At 72.9% G+C, this 15,479-nt stretch carries 13 protein-coding genes; 10 read left to right on the top strand and 3 right to left on the bottom strand.

Annotated elements, in window-relative coordinates:
- Positions 1 to 140: 140 nt before the first annotated feature.
- The 5 genes from ACZ6TU_RS12160 to ACZ6TU_RS12180 all read left to right on the top strand — a co-directional run bounded on the left by ACZ6TU_RS12160 (position 141) and on the right by ACZ6TU_RS12180 (position 6,193).
- Positions 141 to 2,762 (top strand): MFS transporter, encoded by a 2,622-nt coding sequence (locus tag ACZ6TU_RS12160; protein ID WP_469548010.1) that lies wholly within the window; start codon positions 141 to 143, stop codon positions 2,760 to 2,762.
- A 54-nt stretch (positions 2,763 to 2,816) separates the two neighbouring features.
- Positions 2,817 to 3,401 carry a TetR/AcrR family transcriptional regulator gene (locus ACZ6TU_RS12165; RefSeq protein WP_469548012.1) on the top strand — a complete coding sequence of 195 codons (585 nt, stop codon included), beginning with the start codon at positions 2,817 to 2,819 and terminating at the stop codon, positions 3,399 to 3,401.
- 72 nt (positions 3,402 to 3,473) lie between these two features.
- Positions 3,474 to 4,241 (top strand): SDR family NAD(P)-dependent oxidoreductase, encoded by a 768-nt coding sequence (locus ACZ6TU_RS12170; protein ID WP_467668727.1) that lies wholly within the window; start codon positions 3,474 to 3,476, stop codon positions 4,239 to 4,241.
- Between the two features lie 48 nt (positions 4,242 to 4,289).
- Positions 4,290 to 5,132, top strand: a complete 843-nt coding sequence (locus tag ACZ6TU_RS12175; protein WP_469548014.1) for a maleylpyruvate isomerase family mycothiol-dependent enzyme — start codon at positions 4,290 to 4,292, stop codon at positions 5,130 to 5,132.
- Between the two features lie 122 nt (positions 5,133 to 5,254).
- Positions 5,255 to 6,193, top strand: coding sequence for an SMP-30/gluconolactonase/LRE family protein (locus ACZ6TU_RS12180; protein WP_469548016.1), 939 nt, complete (start codon positions 5,255 to 5,257; stop codon positions 6,191 to 6,193).
- Between the two features lie 3 nt (positions 6,194 to 6,196).
- Here the strand turns inward: ACZ6TU_RS12180 and ACZ6TU_RS12185 are convergent, their stop codons facing one another.
- The 3 genes from ACZ6TU_RS12185 to ACZ6TU_RS12195 all read right to left on the bottom strand — a co-directional run bounded on the left by ACZ6TU_RS12185 (position 6,197) and on the right by ACZ6TU_RS12195 (position 10,359).
- Entirely contained in the window at positions 6,197 to 7,123 is a 927-nt protein-coding gene (locus tag ACZ6TU_RS12185; protein WP_467668721.1) for an oxidoreductase, read from the bottom strand.
- Positions 7,124 to 7,213: 90 nt separating this feature from the next.
- A complete protein-coding gene (locus ACZ6TU_RS12190; RefSeq protein ID WP_467668719.1) occupies positions 7,214 to 9,037 on the bottom strand; it encodes a SulP family inorganic anion transporter in 1,824 nt (607 codons plus the stop codon).
- A gap of 716 nt (positions 9,038 to 9,753) precedes the next feature.
- Positions 9,754 to 10,359, bottom strand: coding sequence for a carbonic anhydrase (locus ACZ6TU_RS12195; protein WP_467669098.1), 606 nt, complete (start codon positions 10,357 to 10,359; stop codon positions 9,754 to 9,756).
- Positions 10,360 to 10,576: 217 nt separating this feature from the next.
- Here ACZ6TU_RS12195 and ACZ6TU_RS12200 point away from each other — a divergent pair, with 217 nt between their 5' ends.
- From ACZ6TU_RS12200 to ACZ6TU_RS12220, 5 genes are all read left to right on the top strand, one after another.
- Positions 10,577 to 11,425, top strand: coding sequence for a response regulator transcription factor (locus tag ACZ6TU_RS12200; protein WP_467668717.1), 849 nt, complete (start codon positions 10,577 to 10,579; stop codon positions 11,423 to 11,425).
- Positions 11,422 to 12,912 carry a sensor histidine kinase gene (locus ACZ6TU_RS12205; protein ID WP_469548019.1) on the top strand — a complete coding sequence of 497 codons (1,491 nt, stop codon included), beginning with the start codon at positions 11,422 to 11,424 and terminating at the stop codon, positions 12,910 to 12,912. Before ACZ6TU_RS12200 ends, ACZ6TU_RS12205 begins: the two co-directional genes overlap by 4 nt.
- Positions 12,913 to 13,044: 132 nt before the next feature.
- Positions 13,045 to 14,202 carry an alkaline phosphatase PhoX gene (locus tag ACZ6TU_RS12210; RefSeq protein ID WP_467668713.1) on the top strand — a complete coding sequence of 386 codons (1,158 nt, stop codon included), beginning with the start codon at positions 13,045 to 13,047 and terminating at the stop codon, positions 14,200 to 14,202.
- Positions 14,203 to 14,311: 109 nt separating this feature from the next.
- Entirely contained in the window at positions 14,312 to 14,821 is a 510-nt protein-coding gene (locus ACZ6TU_RS12215) for an excalibur calcium-binding domain-containing protein (RefSeq protein ID WP_469548022.1), read from the top strand.
- Between the two features lie 92 nt (positions 14,822 to 14,913).
- Entirely contained in the window at positions 14,914 to 15,432 is a 519-nt protein-coding gene (locus ACZ6TU_RS12220; protein WP_467668709.1) for an NUDIX hydrolase, read from the top strand.
- Positions 15,433 to 15,479: the final 47 nt, after the last annotated feature.

The raw sequence follows: 15,479 nt of genomic DNA on the forward strand, positions 1-15,479 counted from the left end.
CGCGCGCAGGATCCCCGTCGGCCTCCGTGGCCGGGCGGGGGTCCTGCGCGCGCAGGTTTCCGGCCGGGTAAATCGAAGCTTTACGGTTGCTTGGGGCATTGAATTGCTAAGGGCAAGTAATCCCCTTCTAGGGTTGCGGGATGACCGAAACCGCAGCCGTACCCGAGGAGGCGGCCCCGACGTCCCCGCCTGGCGGGCTGACCCACCGGCAGATCCTGACCATTCTCAGTGGTCTGCTGCTGGGGATGTTCCTGGCCGCCCTGGACCAGACGATCGTCAGTACCGCGATCCGCACGATCTCCGACGATCTGCACGGCCTGAGCCAGCAGGCGTGGGCGACCACGGCGTACCTCATCACCTCGACGATCACCACACCGCTGTACGGCAAGCTGTCCGACCTGCACGGCCGCAAGCCGTACTTCCTGACCGCCATCAGCATCTTCGTGGTGGGTTCGGCGGCGTGCTCGTTCGCCACGTCGATGACCGAACTGGCCTGGTTCCGGGCGTTCCAGGGACTCGGCGCGGGCGGCCTGATGTCGCTGGTGCTGGCGATCATCGGTGACATCGTGCCGCCGCGGGAGCGCGCCCGCTACCAGGGCTACCTGCTGGCGACCTTCGCCACCTCCAGCGTGCTCGGCCCGCTCATCGGCGGGTTTCTGTCCGGCCGGGGCAGCATCCTGGGGATCACCGGCTGGCGCTGGGTGTTCCTGGTGAACGTGCCGATCGGCCTGCTGGCGCTGGTCGTGGTCGCCAAGGTGCTCAATGTGCCGCACACCCGGCTCGACCGGCGGATCGACGTCTGGGGCGCGCTGACCATCGCCCTCGGCGTCGTGCCGCTGCTGCTGGTGGCCGAGCAGGGCCGCGACTGGGGCTGGACGTCGACGAAGTCCGTGGTGTGCTACGCGGTGGCGGCGGTCGGCCTGCTGCTGTGGGTCCTCGTGGAGCGGCGGGTGGGCGATGACGCGCTGATCCCGGTCCGGCTGTTCCGCAACGGGATGTTCAGCCTGGTCAGCGTGGTGCTGCTGATCGTCGGCATGGGGATGTTCGGCGGGATGATGATGATCCCGCAGTACCTGCAGATCGTGAAGGGAGCCACCCCGACCACCTCGGGCCTGCAGATGCTGCCGCTGGTCGTCGGCATGATGAGCGCCTCGATCGTCTCCGGCCAGGTCACGTCCAGGACCGGGAGGTACAAGTTCCTCCCGATCGTCGGCACCGCGCTGATGGTCGTGGCCCTGCTGCTGTTCGCCGTACGGGTGGACTGGGACACTCCGCTGCGGGAGACGATGATCTACATGCTCGTCCTGGGCCTCGGGCTCGGCTGCTGCATGCAGACGCTGGTCCTGGCGATGCAGAACGCGGTGCCGCCGCAGGACATGGGCGTGGCGAGCGCGTCGTCCACGTTCTTCCGGCAGATGGGCGGCACGGCCGGCACGGCCGTGTTCACCACCCTGCTGTTCACCCACGTCCCCGGGAAGATCGCGGACGCCTTCACGTCGGTCGGCCGCACCGCTTCCTTCCAGGCGGCCCTGCGGGACCCGGCGGTCCGTGCCGACCCGGCGAACCGGCCGGTGCTGGACATGGTGCAGGGGCACGGCTCGTCCGGCGCCACACAGGTGCTCAGCGACTCGTCGTTCATCCAGAAGCTCGACCCGCGGCTCGCCGCGCCGTTCAAGATGGGCTTCGCCGACTCGATGCACGTGGTGTTCCTGACCGCCGCGGCGGTGCTGGTGCTGGGTTTCCTGCTGGCCCTGTTCATCAAGGAGGTACCGCTGCGTCAGGTGTCCGGCCTGCAGGCCCGCGCCGCCGAGGAGGGCGCGGCGGCCCCGGCCTCGGCCCTGGTCGAGAAGACCCCGGCGGATGTCACGAAGACGCCGGTCGATGTCGAGAAGACGCCGGTCGATGTCACGAGGACTCCGGTCGAGAAGCCCCGGGCCGAGAAGGCCGCGGCCTCCGCGCAGGTGCCCGCGCCGGCCCGATCCGAGGCGGAACCCTCCGCCGGCGGGATCCCGGTGCGCGGCTTCGTCCGCCGGACCGGGAGCGCGCCGGTCCCGCGGGCCGCGGTCACGCTGATCTCCCTCGGCGGACGGCAGTTGGGCCGCGCGGTCGCCCGGGCCGACGGTGCCTACGCCGTGACCGCGCCGGGCACGGGTTCGTACGTCCTGATCGCCTCCGCCGACGGCTTCCAGCCGCAGGCCTCGACGGTCGTCGTGCACGAGGACCCGGTGGCGTACGACATCCTGCTGAGCGGCACCAGTGGTCTGAGCGGTGTCGTGCGGGCCGCCGAGACGTCGCTGCCCGTGAAGGACGCGATGGTGATCGTGACGGACGTGCGCGGTGATCTGCTGGCCACTCAGGCCACCGGCGAACAGGGCGAGTTCTCCTTCGGCGAGGTGGCGGCCGGGACGGTGACCGTCGCGGTGAACGCCGCCGGGTTCCGCCCGCGCGCCCTGCCCGTCGAGATCGGCGGCAGCGGGGCCACCCACATCGAGGTCGACCTCGACTTCGGCGCCCATCTCCAGGGCGTCGTACGGTCCCCGCACGGCCCTCTCGCGGACGCCCGGGTGACACTGGTGGACGCGGCGGGCAATGTGGTCGGCACGGCCGTCACCGAGTCGGACGGCGCCTACGCCTTCACCGACCTGGACAGCGGCGAGTACACGGTCATCGCGACCGGCTACCCCCCGGTGGCCACAGCGCTGACGGTGAGCGGCCGCGGCGTGGACGGCCACGACATGGAACTGTCCCACCCGGCCGAGTAGGCGGAACCCCGGCCGACTTGACCGGTCGTTCCAGAAAATCCTAGGCTCCGTTGCGTGGCCAGGACCAAGGAGTTCGATCCGGACGCCGCGCTGCAGGCAGCTCTTGAGCTGTTCTGGCGGCGCGGCTACGAGGCGACGTCGATGTCCGACCTCATCGAGCACCTCGGCATCGGGCGCGCCAGCATCTACGCGACCTTCGGCAACAAGCACGAGCTGTACCTGAAGGCGTTGGACCGCTACCGGCAGACCTGTGACCCGCAACTGCTGCGGGAGCTGTCCCGGCCGGGGCCGGCCCTGCCCGCCGTACGGGCGGTGGTGCGCCGTTTCGCCGCCGAGTCCGCGGCCGACGAACGCCGCCTGACCGGCTGCTTCGTCGCCAACACAGCCACCGAGCCGGCCCCGCACGACACGGCCGCGTGCCGCCGCGTGGAGCACAGCTGGGGCCAGCTGGAGACCCTGCTGCACTCGGCCCTGCTCCGGGCGCAGGCACAGGGCGAACCGGACGAGGGCCGCGATCCGCGCGCTCTGGCCCGGATGCTGCTCGTCCTGATGCAGGGACTGCGGGTCGTCGGCAAGGCGTCGGCGGACCCGGCCCGGGTCCGGGATGCGGCGGAACAGGCCCTGGCACTGCTCGACTGAGAACCGGGCGCCCGCGAGGGCGCCTTTTTCACGCCCTCATACTGAACCGATCAGTCAAGAATAGGGGAGATCATGACCCACCGTTTCACCGGCAGGACCGCACTCGTCACCGGCGGCGGATCCGGCATCGGACGCGGGATCGCGCTCGCGTTCGCCGCGGAGGGCGCGAACGTCGTCGTAGCCGGGCGCCGTCGCGAACCCCTGGACGAGACGAAGGCCCTGGTCGAGGCGGCAGGCGGCAAGGCCCTGGCCGTCACCGCCGACGTGACGCGCGCCGACGACGTCCAGGCCCTCGTCGACGCCGCCGTGGACCACTTCGGTTCGCTCGATGTAGCGGTGAACAACGCGGGCGTCCTGGAGGCCGGCGGGCAGCCCGTCGCGGACGTCCCCGAGGACGCCTGGCGCCGGATGCTCGACATCAACGTCACCGGTGTCCTGCTCGCCCTGCAGGCCGAGGTGCGCCAGATGCGCACCCAGCCCGCCGGCGGCGCCATCGTCAACATCGCCTCCCGGATCGGCGTCCACGGCCGCATCCCCGGCACCACCGCCTACGGCGCCACCAAGGCGGCCGTGTCGGTCCTCACCCGCGGCGCCGCCCTGGACCACATCGCCGACGGTGTCCGCATCAACGCCGTGTCGCCCGGCGCCACCGCCACGCCCATGTCGCTCAAGCCGGGCGAGACGGAGGCCGAACGCGCGGAGCGTATGCGGACCGCGGTCCCGCTCGGCCGGGTCTCCACGGTCGAGGAGACAGCGGCGGCCGTGCTGTACCTGGCCTCCGACGACGCGGCATCGGTGGTGGGCACGGACCTGGTGGTGGACGGCGGCTCCACGGCCTGAGCACGGAACGGCATCGCGGGCGGCCTGTGCTCCTGGCAGGCTGGGCGCATGGTCACGCAGCCGAACGACGGGCCCGCGCTCACCTGGTTGGGCCCTCCGATCGACGCCCGCGCGCTGTTCGGTCCCGAACTGGAGGCCCTGCTCGGGCTGCTGAGGGGGCTCGGGCCGGCGGAGTGGGCGCGGATCGCCGTGCCGGGGTGGACCGTCCACGACGTCACCGCGCACGTCCTCGGTGACTGCGCCGCCCGCCTCGGCAGCCGCGATCCGGGCGCTCCCGCGCCGGGAGAGACCCTGGAGGCGTTCATCCACCGCGCCAACCAGGAGTGGGTCGAGCGCCACCGGGACGTCGACTCCGCCTCACTCGTCGATGCCCTGGAGCGAGCCGGTGCCGAACTGGCGGACCGCTTCGCCGCCACGGACCCGGCCACGCCGTCGCTCGGCGTGTCCTGGGCCGGGGCCGACCCGGCGCCCATGTGGCTCGACTGCGCCCGGGAGTTCACCGAGTACTGGACGCACCGGCAGCAGATCCGGCACGCGGTCGGGCTGGACACCGACGCCGGTCCGCGGGCCCTGTCCGTCGTCCTGGACACCTTCATGCGGGCCCTGCCGCACACCCTGCGGGACACCCAGGCGCCGGGCGGTACCCAGGTGGAGGTGACGGTCACCGGGCCGGGAGGGGGAGTGTGGACCGTGACGGCCGAGGCGGGCGGCTGGTCCCTGGGCGAGGGACCGCAGGGGCGGCCCGCCTCCGCCGTACAACTGGACGCGGAGACGGCGTGGCGGCTGTGCACGCGCGGCATCGAGCCGGGCCCCGCCCTCGCCCGGGCCCGCGTCCAGGGCGATCGGCGGCTCGCCGAGGCCGTGTGCCGGATCGTGTCCATCGTGCACTGACCCGCACGGGACGCGCGCTGTCGAGTTCCTGTCGAGTTCGCCGACTCGGCGCGCCTCAAGGGCCACTTGGCGTTTCATCGGGTGCGTCGAGTCACGCCCCCACCTTCACGAAAGGCCCGACCATGACCCGGAACCACCCCCGGCCGTCCCGGCGCACCGTGCTCGGCGGGGCCGTCGCCGCGCTCGCGGCGACCGCCGGCACCGGCACGGCACAGGCAGCCCCCGGCACCGCCTGGCCCACCGAGTTCCCGCTGCCCGACGGCTGGCTCCCCGAGGGCATCACCATAGGCAGCGGGCCGTACGCCTACATGGGCTCCCGCGCCGACGGGGCCATCTACCGCACCGACCTGCGCACCGGCAAGGGCGAGGTCCTGCACGAGGGCGCCACCGGTCTCGCGTCCATCGGGCTGAAGCTGGACGGTGACGGCCTGCTCTACGTGGCCGGTGGCGCCGGGGGAACCGCGAGGATCGTCGACTCGCGCAGCGGCGAACTGCTCACCACGTACCGGCTCACCCAGGACGCCGCCCCCTTCATCAACGACGTCGTCCTGCACCGGGACCGCGCCTGGTTCACCGACTCCCGCGACGCGGTCCTCCACGGCGTCCCGCGCGGCCGCGCGGGCGAGGCCCGCGCCCTCGAACTCACCGGCGAGTGGGTGCAGGCGCCGGCCGGGACCAACAGCGCCAACGGCCTGGTCACCACCCCCGACGGCCGCGGGCTGATCGTCGTCAACGCCGGGCAGCTGTACAACGTCGGCCTCGGGACCGGCCACGCCACGAGGATCGCGCTGGAGGGCGGCACCGACGTGACAGGCGGCGACGGCCTGGTCCGTCTCGGCCGCACCCTGTACGTCGTCCAGAATCGCCTGAACAAGATCACCGTCTGGCACCTCGACGAGAAGGCCACTACGGCGACCCTGAGCAGGACGATCACCGACCCGCGCTTCGACGTCCCCGCGACCGCCGCGCGCTTCGGCAACCGCCTCTACCTGGTCAACGCCCGCTTCACCAGCCCGCAGACGCCGGAGACGACGTTCAACGCGGTGGCCGTGTCCCTGTGAGCGTCATGCCTTCAGGGCGTCGTACGTCACCCCGGTGAGCTCCTCGGACGCGGCCCACAGCCGCTGCCCCGCCGTGTCGTTGAGGGTCCAGGGCGCCCGCCAGGACGGTGCGGGCGCCCCGCGCCACATGGCGATGTGCGGGCCGGTGAAGGAGTCGGGCCGTACGCCGGGTGCTGTCGCGGCGTAGAGGATCGGCAGCGCGCCCGCCTCGGCCGGCTGGGCGGCGACCCGGTTGGCGATCCGCACGAGCCGCTCGGCGGCCGGGCGCCCCTCGGCGAGCGGTCCGGTGGTCTGGAGGTTGGTGGCCGCGTACCCGGGGTGGGCCGCGGCCGCCACCAGGTCCGTGCCGTGCGCCGCGGCCCGGCGCGCCAGTTCGTGCGTGAACAGCAGGTTGGCCGTCTTGGAACGGGCGTAGGCGATCCAGCGCCGGTAGCGCCGCTCGCTGTTGAGGTCGTTGATGTCGATGTTGGCGAGGGCGTGCATCCCGCTGGAGACGACCACGACCCGGGCCCCCGGCGCCGCCAGCAGCGCGGGCAGCAGCAGGCCGGTGAGGGCGAAGTGCCCCAGGTGGTTGACCCCGAACTGGCTCTCGAAGCCGTCCACCGTCGTCCCGTACGGCAGCGCCATCACCCCGGCGTTGTCGACGAGCACGTCCAGTCGCTCGTACGGGAAACCTGCCGCGAACTCGCGGACGGAGGCGAGGTCCCCGAGGTCGAGCCGCCCCAGCTCCACCTGGGCCTCGGGCAGTTCCGCACGGAGCCGGTCCACGGCCGCCTCGCCCCGGGCCTCGCTGCGGCACGCGAGCACCACCCGCGCGCCCTTGCGGGCCAGTTCCCGTGCCGTGACGAACCCGATCCCGCTGTTGGCGCCGGTGACGACGGCGACGCGGCCGCTCTGGTCCGGGATGTCCTGTGTGTTCCAGCCTGGCATGGCAGGCTCCCTCCGTCGGTGGCCGCGATCCAGCCTACGAGGAGGCCTGGAGGCGAGGCGGGCCCGGGCCACCGGCTCCCGGCCGCTCCGTCAGCCCACCGGGCTCGACCGCTGGTCGTCCGGGAGGGGCCGGGTGTCGAGGTAGAACCACTCGGCGTCGGCGGTGGGCCAGGGAGAGGGCGGGGCCGGGTCTCCCACGGGTTCGCCCCACGGTTCCTCGGCCATCGCCGCGATGGGCCGTTTGGGCAGCGGTGCCTGGGTGTCTCCGGCGGGCGGTGCAGCGGCCCGGTCGCCGGCCGGTTCCGCCTCCCCCGGCATCAGCAGCTCCACCCGCAGCCCCAGCCCCCGCTGCTGGGCGGTGAACTCCTCGACCTGGTTGCGGCAGGCGTGGTCCAGGTGGGTCACGCCGGTCAGGTCGAGCCGGATCCTCGGCTTCCCGGCCGCGGCGGCGGCCTCCAGCGCCTCGATCACGTTCGGCAGCCGCAGGAACGTCGCGTTGCCGGCCATGACGACCTTCGCCGTGTCGTCCTCGACGTGCTGGCGGATCGCGGTCCGGGACATCCGCAGCGCGGCCAGCACGATCCCCGCGGCGAGGCCGATCAGTACGCCCTCGAGCAGCGCGGTCACCACGATGACCAGTGTGGTCAGCGTCATCACCGCGAACTCGCCCTTGTCCTGCCGCCACATCTTCGGGAACTCGGCGGGCCCGAACAGCTTCCAGCCGCTGTGCACGAGGACACCGGCGAGCACCGAGATCGGGATCAGCGCGAGCACCTGCGGCAGCAGCAGCGCGAAGGCGAGCAGCCACAGGCCGTGCAGGGTGCGGGAGAGCCGGGTCTTGGCCCCCGCCTGGACGTTGGCCGAACTGCGGGCCACGACCGCGGTGATCGGGAGCGCGCCGAGGAGGCCGGCGACGGTGTTCCCGGCGCCCTGGGCGATCAGCTCGGTGTTGTAGCGGGTGCGCGGGCCGCTGTGCATACGGTCCACCGCGGCGGCCGTGAACAGGCTCTCGGCGGACGCGATGACCGTGAAGGTGAGGATGGCGGTGAGGATCGCCCCGTCCGCGAGTCCGGCGAACTGCTCGGGCCCGGGCACCGACACGGACGCGAGCAGGTTGCCCACCTGGAGCGTCTTCACGTCCACGCCGGGCAGCGCGGCGACCACGATGCCGATGCCCACGGCGACCAGCGCGGCCGGGATCTTCCCGGCCGGGCCCGGCACCTTCTTCCACACGAAGCTGAGCACGATCGTGACGACGCCGAGCAGCGTAGCGATCATCGCCTGCGGGTCGGTCAGGATCCCGGCCAGCAGTCCGGGGATGCCGGCCATGTTCTCGATCGCCGTGCCGGGGGCCTTGGCGTCGGCCATCGGATAGGCCTGGCTGAACATCAGCGGCACGCCGATGCCGGCCAGCATGCCCTGGACGACGGCGACGGAGATGGCCTGGAACATCCGGCCGAGCCGCACCAGTCCCAGGATGATCTGGAGAAGGCCGGCGAACAGCACGATCACGCCGAGCATGGCCACGCCGACCTCGGCGACGGTCTCCGCGACGAGCGCGGCGAGACCGGCGGCCGGCCCGCTGACCTGGAGCGTGCTGCCGCGTGCCGCGCCGACGACCAGACCGCCGATCACCCCGGAGATGATCCCGAGCTCGGCGGGCACGCCGGAGGCGACGGCGACACCGATGCACAGCGGCAGGGCGACGAGGAAGACGACGAGCGAGGCGGTGATGTCGGTGACGAGGTCAGCCTTGGCCCGGGCCTTGCCACCCCCGCCGCCCTTGGCACCACCCGCCACACGGCTGATCAGCCCGCCCAGCACACCGACCGCGGCCCCTCCGGCCGAACCGCCGGCCGGTTCGCCGTACGGGCCGGCCGATCGCCGACTCGCACCCCCCACCCGACTGTCCATGAAACCGCCCGCCGGTCCATCCGACCGCCGACGCACAGCACCTCCCGCCGGGTCCCCCGCCAGGCCGTCCCCCGGGCCACCCGACCGGCCGCCCATGAAACCGCCCGGCGGTCCGCCCGACCGCCGACGCACAGCACCCCCCGCCCGGTCCCCGACCAGGCCACCGCCGGGGCCACCCGACCGGCCTCCCATCACACCGCCCGGCGGTCCGCCCGGCGGCCGGCCCCCGGCAGCTTCGGCCGAACCACGCACCGGACCACCCGCCTGCCAGTCCCCCGAGCTCCGCGCGGAGCCGCCGGACTCCCAGTCCGCCGCACCCTCCGCGGAACCGCTCGTCAGCCACTCCGCGGCACCCCCGTCGGAACCAGCGGACCCCCAACCCGCCGCGCCCTCGCCACGACCGCCCGGCCCCCAGTCCCCCGAGCCCTCGACAGAACCGCCCGACCCCCGGCCCGAAGCACCCCCGTCGGAACCAGCCGACCCCCAACCCGCCGCGCCCTCACCGCGACCGCCCGCTCCCAAGTCGCCCGAGCCCCCCGCGAAGCCACCCGCTCCCCAGTCGCCCGAGCCCTCCGCGGAACCGCCCGAGCCCCACTCCGCAGCGCCCCCGTCGGAACCAGCCGTGCCCCAGCCCGCCGCCGCGTCTCCCGCCGGACCGGCCGCCCGGCCACCCCGCGCGGCGCCACCCCGTACCCGCCCCCGCGCATGCGCCCCGCTCACGCGGCATGCACCCGGAAGGCGCCGTCGTCACCGAGTTCGTAGACGAACGCCGTGTCGACCTCGTAGTACCAGCCGTGCAGGCGCAGCCGGCCCGCGTCGAGCCGCTGTCGCACCACCGGGTAACTCCGCAGCGCGGCGAGCTGGTTGACGACGTTGCCCTGGGACACCTCCGGCAGCGACGGGTCGTCCGGTGCGGACTCCAGCACGGGGGCCAGTTCCGGGCGGGCGATGTGGAGCCAGGCGTCCACGCCGGGCAGGGCGGACAGGTCGTCGCCGGACTTCAGCGCGCCCATCGCGCCGCAGTGTGAGTGACCGCACACCACGATGTCCTGAACCCCGAGCACTTCCAGTGCGTACTCGATGGTGGCCGCCTCTCCCGAGGCCCCGGGCCGTCCGTAGGGCGGCACGATATTGCCCGCGTTACGTAGCTCGAATATCTCACCGGGTCGTGCGCCCGTGATGAGTGCGGGTATGACCCGGGAGTCCGAGCAGGTGATGAACAGCGCCTCCGGATATTGCCCTTCGGCCAGTTTCCGGTATTCGCCGCTGTCGAAATCGACGCGCGTCCTGAATGTGCGGGCACGGTCCAGCAATGCCTTCAACTTGGCCTCCTGAGCTGCTATTTCCTTCGATGCGCCCCACCGTAGACGGACGACGTACAGAGGAAGGTTAAGCGAACTCCAGAGCCCGGCCAGGAATTGAACATTCTTTGTCCGGATACCCAGACGAACGGTCATCTTGTAGCGTGTGAACTCCAGGGCGGACCATGCGAATTCACGCTGCCCGGATTCATGCCGGTTTCACGGAGAGACAGGACGTATGGGCCTACGAGTGCTGCTCATCGAAGACGACGAGACGATCGCCGAGCCGCTCACCGAAGGGCTCGGCCACTTCGGGCTGACGGTCGACCACGTCGCCACCGGCGCGGACGGGCTGAGAGGCCCGTACAACGATGTCGTCCTGCTCGACCTGGGACTGCCGGACATGGACGGCATCGACGTCTGCCGCGGTATCCGGCAGGTCTCGGACGTGCCCATCGTCATCCTCAGTGCCCGCGGCGAGGAGGCCGACCGCGTGCTGGGGCTGGAGCTGGGCGCCGACGACTACCTGGCGAAACCGTTCAGCGTGCGGGAACTGGTGGCCCGCGTCCGGGCGGTGACCCGCCGCACGCAGCGCACCCAGCAGCCGTTCCCCGAGACTCCGGGCACACCGAACACACCGGCCGCGCCCGGCACCCCCGAGCCACCGCCGCCTTACGAACCGGCCCCCTCCCCCACGTACGAGCCGGCCCCGGCCCTCTCCTACGACCCCCCTGCCACACCGTCGTACGATCCGGCCCCCGATCCCCCGCACGACCCGGGCCCGCTCGTGGTGGACCGCCGTACCCGCCAGGTCTGGGTCGGCGACTCCCCCGTGCTGCTCACCCCCAAGGAGTTCGACCTGCTGGCGCTCCTCAGCGAGGACCCGGGCGCGGTCTACTCGCGCCAGCAGATCCTCGACCGGGTCTGGGATCCCCACTACGACGGCCCGACCAAGACACTGGACGTCCATGTGGCCGCGCTGCGCCGCAAGTTGGGGCACCCGGCGTGGATCAGGACACTGCGGGGCGTGGGCTTCCGGCTGGCGGTGCACACCGGGCCGAACGCCCCGCAGGTGGCCTCTCCATGACCCGTCGGCTGTTGCTCAGCTACCTCAGTCTCGCCGCGCTGGTGCTGCTCTGCCTGGAGATCCCGCTGGGCTTCGTCTACTCGCGCGGGGAGCGGGAGCAGGTGGTCAACGCGGCGAAGGAGGAGGCCGAGTCGGTTTCCGCGTACGCCGCGCTGTCCCTCGCGGCGGGGCGGGCCGAGCGTGACCTGCCCGCCCGGGTGGAGCACTGCGCGGAGCGCATCGGCGGGAAGGTGGTGATCGTCGGCGCTTCCGGCGTGCCGCTCGCCACCTCGCACCCGATGGACACCTCGGTATCCGGCGCCCTGGCCGACCGGCCGGGCATCGCGGCCGCGCTGCGGGGCACCTCGACGGTGGATGTGCGCACTTCCACGATCGGCGGGGTCGAGTACCTGTCGGTGGCCGCGCCGGTCGGCCAGGAGGCGCGGCCGGTGGGTGCCGTGTGGCTGACGGTGCCCACGCGGACGGTGCACGAGCGGGTCCACCACGTGTGGCTGCTGCTCGCCCTGGGCGGACTGGCGGTGCTGACGGCGGTGGCCGTGGTCGGCTTCGCCTTCGCCCGCTGGGCCGGCCGCCCCATCCGTGAACTGGAGCGGGCGACGCACGAGCTGGCGGAGGGCGGCGGCCGGTTCACCCCGGTGACGATCACGAAGGGCCCACCGGAAGTACGGAGCCTGGCCGCGGCGTTCAACCGCACCGCGGCCCGCTTCGCCCATCTGCTCGCCTCCCAGCGGGCGTTCGCCGGCGAGGCCTCCCACCAGCTGAAGACCCCGCTCGCGGCACTGCGGCTGCGCCTGGAGAACCTTGAGCCGGACGTCGCCGCCCGGGCCCGGGGCAGCCTCACCGCCGCCGTCACGGAGACGGACCGGCTCGCCCGGATGGTCGAGCACCTGCTGGCCATGGCCCGGCTGGAGGAGCACGCGGCGATCCCCGCCACCGTCGACCTGGGCGCGGTCTGCGCGGAACGGCACCGCACCTGGCAGCCGCTGTTCGCCCGGGCGGACGTCTCCCTCGTGCTCTTCGCGGGCAGCGTCGGCCCGGTGCTCGCGGTGCCGGGAGCCGTCGAGCAGATCATGGACAACCTGCTGTCCAACGCCCTGCGGGCGTCCCCGCCCGGCAGCACCGTCACGATCGAGCTGCGGACGCCGGCCCCGCCCCGCCGCGCCCTGCGCGACAGCCGCCCCCGCTGGGTCGACCTGCACGTCACCGACGAGGGCCCCGGCATGACGGAGGAGCAGCGGGCCCGCGCCTTCGACCGTTTCTGGCGCGCCCCGGGCGCTCCCAAGGGCGGCTCGGGACTCGGTCTCGCCCTGGTGCAGCGCCTCTCCCACGCCAGTGGCGGCGAGGCGACCCTGCACGCGGCGGCGACGGGCGGCCTGGACGTGGTGATCCGGCTGCCGTCCGTACGCCCGCCGGCCGAGGGGCACGGACCGGGCACGGACCGGCCGAGGGGCGGCCGGAGACGGGAGGTCCCGGCGCTGCCCGCGTGAGCCTGCCGCCCCACGGCCACGAGTTGTCCATGCCCCGTCAACCCTGCCCGTTTAGCGTCCCTCCCGCCTCCCCCCACGCACAACCCTGCCGTCGACCGGCGGCAGGGCGGTACGGCACCTCTTGGAGTGAGAGTGGAACGTCGTAGCCTCCTGCGTGCGGCCGTCCTCGGCGGCACTTCGGCCGCCCTCGGCGGAACCCTGTGGCGCGGCGCCGCGTACGCGGCCCCGGCCCAGCCCGGCACCGGCCCCTACGGGCCGCTGGGCTCCCCGGACGCCAACGGCGTCAGGCTCCCCAGCGGCTTCACCAGCCGGGTCATCGCCCGGTCGGGCCAGCGGGTCGGGACCACGTCGTACACCTGGCACAACGCCCCGGACGGCGGCGCCTGTTACGCCGACGGCACGGGCTGGATCTATGTCTCCAACTCCGAGATCAACCCGTCGGGCGGCGCGAGCGCGGTGAGGTTCTCCTCGACCGGCGCGATCACCGGCGCGTACCGCATCCTGTCCAACACCCGTCAGAACTGCGCGGGCGGCAAGACGCCGTGGAACACCTGGCTGTCCTGCGAGGAGGTGGACCGGGGCTACGTCTACGAGACGGACCCCTGGGGCGTGAAGGCGGCGGTGCGCCGCGACGCCATGGGCCGCTTCAAGCACGAGGCGGCGGCGGCCGACCCGGTCCGCCAGGTCATCTACCTGACGGAGGACGTGACGGACGGCTGCTTCTACCGCTTCCGCCCGACGACCTGGGGCGACCTGGCCGCCGGCACGCTGGAGGTCCTGGTGGCGGGCAGCGGCACCAGCGGCCCGGTCACCTGGGCCCGGGTTCCCGACCCCTCCGGCGCGACCGCCACCCGCGGCCAGGTCTCCGGCGCCAAGCACTTCAACGGCGGCGAGGGCTGCTACTACGCGGACGACACCTGCTGGTTCACCACGAAGGGCGACAACCGCGTCTGGCAGTACAACGCCGCCGCCCAGACCATCGAACTCGCCTACGACGACTCCCTGGTGACGAGCGGCACGGCCCCCCTCACCGGCGTCGACAACGTCACCGGCTCCGCCTCCGGCGACCTCTTCGTCGCCGAGGACGGCGGAAACATGGAGATCTGCGTCATCACCCCCGCCGACGTGGTGGCCCCGTTCCTCCGCGTCGACGGCCAGTCCGGCTCGGAGATCACGGGCCCGGCCTTCTCCCCGGACGGCACCCGCCTGTACTTCTCCAGCCAGCGCGGCACCAGCGGCAGCTCCTCGGGCGGCATCACCTACGAGGTGAAGGGCCCCTTCCGCTCGTAGCCGCACAACTCTCCTTCACGTGACCATCACAAAATGGTCACCTCTCCCTCATCCGGGGCCGCTCGGACCTACGGTCATCCCCTCACGCACCACCACTGGGGGGATGACCATGACCAATCCGTACACCGGCCCGCACGCCAACCCGTATCCCATGCCGCCCGCGCCGCAGCCCGCACGCCCGGCGCCCCGCTGGGCCCGGAAGCGCTACGTGCTGCCCGCCCTCGGCCTGGCCTGGTTCATCGGCGTCGGCATCGGCGCCTCCGGCGACACGACGGCCGACGCGAAGCCGGCGGCCGCGAAGCCGCAGCCGACCGTCACGGTCACCGCGACCACCACCGCCACCGCGACACCGCTCGCGAAGAAGCCGGAACCCGCTCCCACGGTCACCGCCACCAAGACCGTCAGAGCCACCACCACGGTCACCGCACGACCGGCCACGGGCGGCGGCTCCGACGACAGTGGTTCGGGCAGTTCGGGCGGCTCAGGGGGCTCGGCGGACGTCTACTACGCCAACTGCGACGCCGTCCGTGCCGCCGGCGCCGCCCCCATCCACCGGGGTGAACCCGGCTACGCCTCCCGCTTGGACCGCGACAACGACGGGGTCGCCTGCGACACGTGACACGAGTACGCCGGTGACCATCGGCGCGTCCGGCCGTTCCACCGTTTGGGCAGCTCGTCCCGGGCTGCCCGGCCGACGGAAGGAACATCACCGTGGACACGACCGTGCCCGCCACCGACGTACCGCGCGTGCTGCCGCGTGACGAGTGGGTCAAGACCCTGCCGCAGTCCATCGTCGCGGCGTGCGTGCTGCTCCTCGACGCCGAGGACCGGATCCTGCTGCTGCGCTACGCCGAGGGCCAGCCCGGCGCCGGGCTCTGGGGGCTGCCGGGCGGCATGCTCGACCACGGAGAGGACCCCCTCGGCGCCGCGTGCCGGGAGCTGCACGAGGAGACCGGCATCGTCCTGGACCGGGAGCCCCGGTTCATCGGCTACGACCACCGGGCCGATGTGAAGGGCACGGGCCCGATGATCGACTTCTTCTTCCACGGCGGCCGCCTCGCCCCGGGACAGACCGTCAGGCGCAGCGGCGAGCACGACCAGGACGGCCTGTTCGTCCTCTCCGACCTGGAGTCCACCCCGCTCATGCCCCCGCTGCCGGCCCTCGCCGCCCTGCACAGGGCAGCCCTGACGGGGACCGTCGTCTGCCTGCGGGAAGGGCTGCCCCGGTGACCGCACCCCGCAACCCGTGCGCGCCTGGCCGCCGGGGCCTGTCGTTT

The sequence above is a fragment of the Streptomyces sp. NPDC052064 genome, from assembly GCF_055585925.1.

Bases quoted from the DNA above. Each gene is read 5' to 3' on its own strand.
- ACZ6TU_RS12185 (WP_467668721.1), bottom strand. From the start codon at position 7,123: ATGCCAGGCTGGAACACACAGGACATCCCGGACCAGAGCGGCCGCGTC.
- ACZ6TU_RS12215 (WP_469548022.1), top strand. From the start codon at position 14,312: ATGACCAATCCGTACACCGGCCCGCACGCCAACCCGTATCCCATGCCG.
- ACZ6TU_RS12160 (WP_469548010.1), top strand. From the start codon at position 141: ATGACCGAAACCGCAGCCGTACCCGAGGAGGCGGCCCCGACGTCCCCG.
- ACZ6TU_RS12200 (WP_467668717.1), top strand. From the start codon at position 10,577: ATGGGCCTACGAGTGCTGCTCATCGAAGACGACGAGACGATCGCCGAG.
- ACZ6TU_RS12170 (WP_467668727.1), top strand. From the start codon at position 3,474: ATGACCCACCGTTTCACCGGCAGGACCGCACTCGTCACCGGCGGCGGA.
- ACZ6TU_RS12190 (WP_467668719.1), bottom strand. From the start codon at position 9,037: ATGGACAGTCGGGTGGGGGGTGCGAGTCGGCGATCGGCCGGCCCGTAC.
- ACZ6TU_RS12205 (WP_469548019.1), top strand. From the start codon at position 11,422: ATGACCCGTCGGCTGTTGCTCAGCTACCTCAGTCTCGCCGCGCTGGTG.
- ACZ6TU_RS12180 (WP_469548016.1), top strand. From the start codon at position 5,255: ATGACCCGGAACCACCCCCGGCCGTCCCGGCGCACCGTGCTCGGCGGG.
- ACZ6TU_RS12175 (WP_469548014.1), top strand. From the start codon at position 4,290: ATGGTCACGCAGCCGAACGACGGGCCCGCGCTCACCTGGTTGGGCCCT.